Annotated in this window: 4 protein-coding genes; 1 reads left to right on the top strand and 3 read right to left on the bottom strand. The window is 36.2% G+C overall.

From position 1 onward, the window contains the following. On the top strand, positions 1–421 hold a 421-nt coding region (locus tag F6K13_RS30430), incomplete at its 5' end, for a metal-binding protein (protein WP_287289469.1). A gap of 509 nt (positions 422–930) precedes the next feature. On the opposite strand, the gene F6K13_RS30425 is transcribed toward F6K13_RS30430, so the two are convergent. From F6K13_RS30425 to F6K13_RS30415, 3 genes are read right to left on the bottom strand one after another with little or no spacing between them, the layout of a single operon-like run. Beyond that, positions 931–1,098 carry a hypothetical protein gene (locus F6K13_RS30425; RefSeq protein ID WP_240041639.1) on the bottom strand — a complete coding sequence of 56 codons (168 nt, stop codon included), beginning with the start codon at positions 1,096–1,098 and terminating at the stop codon, positions 931–933. Between the two features lie 5 nt (positions 1,099–1,103). Further along, positions 1,104–1,379 carry a GGDEF domain-containing protein gene (locus F6K13_RS30420; protein ID WP_124147145.1) on the bottom strand — a complete coding sequence of 92 codons (276 nt, stop codon included), beginning with the start codon at positions 1,377–1,379 and terminating at the stop codon, positions 1,104–1,106. 12 nt (positions 1,380–1,391) lie between these two features. Then, positions 1,392–1,679, bottom strand: coding sequence for a GGDEF domain-containing protein (locus F6K13_RS30415; protein ID WP_124147144.1), 288 nt, complete (start codon positions 1,677–1,679; stop codon positions 1,392–1,394). Positions 1,680–2,033 lie beyond the last annotated feature (354 nt).

Raw genomic sequence — 2,033 nt, 5'->3', positions numbered from 1 at the left:
TTGGCGACCCTACCAAACCAGTCTGAATCATCGCTCCTTTTTATCTCACGGACCGATAATTGGTACTGCAATACGATTGCTATATCTTTTAACATGGTTGGGAGTGGTGGTTGTATTTGGTTTTATTATAGATGAATTACTGGGGCTGGAATGGAGTATTTTAGCGTTTGTTGAAAGCTTGTGGCGATCACTTTCTCTACATTATCAAGAAGTAATTGCTTTATTAGTGGGTCTAGAACTTGGTGCAATGAGTCATTCTGTTAGTGACTGGAGTAGTTCAGCTTATAAACGTTTCAAAACTAAAGGTCTATCTAGCTTAATTCCCAAGGTCAAACCTCAGAAACACCGACGTAAGTCCACTCCCGGTAAATCAACTTCCCCAAAAGTCGTTCCTCCTAGAAGTCGTCGTACTCAGAAATAAAATTAGTTGACTCAAGAAGTTAGAAGCAGAAAATTAGCTTGAATAGTTAAGCAATATTTAGGGTTTGCTGAACAGGGCAAACGCATCTAAATTCTGGAAGCTTCTGCCGTTAAGCTTTAGAGAAGAAATAAGTATAAATACTCAAAAGTCTGGCATCTTTACCCTGTCAGAACTTCAAAATAAGATGCGTTTGCCGTGGGTTTGCTGAATAAATCTGAAAACGGTTGATTTGTTATTTGAATAAATGATGATAATTTGTTATGATCATTATTTATTCAACTATAAGTTGATAAGTTGAGGCGATCACTCCTTGTACAGTTCTATTTTAGATATTTGTAGTTCATTCATTTGAAAAGCGCTGTAATATCATGTCCGGTTATATACCTAAACTTTGATGAAAGGGAGACAGAGAAAAGAAGTTATCAGGAAGAAGGGTTCCCTCTAATTATGACGTAATTTTATACACTAACGATGCTACCAGAGATGATATAATTTATCCAGAGCTAACCTTAACTAAGGAGAACGCGATCGCGACCTTTAATTTTAGCTTGATAAAGTGCTCGATCTGCTTCATAAATTAATGCTAATGCTTCTCGTGATCCACCCAATTGAGGTACAGTTGTGGTGAGTCCTAAACTTAAAGTTACAACTTTTGAGGTAACAGAAGCTTGATGAATAATATTTAATGACTTGACATGAGAACACGAATTTGTTCAGCTACAGAAACAGCATCAATAGCATTTATCTTGGGTAAAACTATAGCAAATTCTTCTCCTCCATAACGAGCTACTAAATTTTCCTTATTTGTTTGAAGTGACATTTGAACAGCTTGATTGATTGCCAAAGCTACTTGTTTGAGACATTGATCTCCAGCTTGATGACCATAAGTGTCATTGTAACTTTTAAAACAATCAATATCTGCCATGATGACGGAGATAGAGTTCTGTCCTTTAGACATTTGTAACCACTGTTAAGCTAGATATTCGTCAAATGTTCTACCATTAGCAACTTGAGTCAAGGCATCTAAAGAAGCTTGAAGCTCTAATTCTTGGTGAGCTTTCTCCAATTCTTGATAAAGTTCATGGAGTAAATTACTGGCCAATTGATGAATATGACATTGAGCTATCAGCAGATGATGGACATCTAAAATTCTGTAGACATAGGGTTCGATTTCAACCACAATTAGTTCATAAGCTTGGTTAGTTGGTCTTTGTAAAGCGGTACTACTAGCTTCTACAACTGTAGTATTGCCAGGCATAAGCAAAAAATCTGTATAAGCGAATTCATACAAAGTCTTTAAAGACCTTTTCAAAAATAGTTCTCGTCCAAAAAGGCAACTCAGAGACTCCAAAAACCGCTGTCGGGAAATCATTCCTGAGATATGTCCCTCTTAAGTTAAGATTATTCCTGGCAATCTTGGTTCAGCTTCCAGTCTCAAAGCAGCTACTTCTCCTGATTGATTACTATCAACATAAATTTTGTACAGTTAACTCCTGAAAAGTTTTTGGCAGGGAGTTTTCAAGAGGTGTTAAGATCAAGGACTTAAAGCTAGATAAGTTAACCATAAAACTTAAATATTATTTATTTGTCGAAAGAAATTGTATATACCTAG

Origin of the sequence: Okeania sp. SIO2B9, from assembly GCF_010672505.1 — a bacterium.
Classification (GTDB): domain Bacteria; phylum Cyanobacteriota; class Cyanobacteriia; order Cyanobacteriales; family Microcoleaceae; genus Okeania; species Okeania hirsuta.
This window is presented reverse-complemented; position numbering and strand designations above follow the sequence as displayed.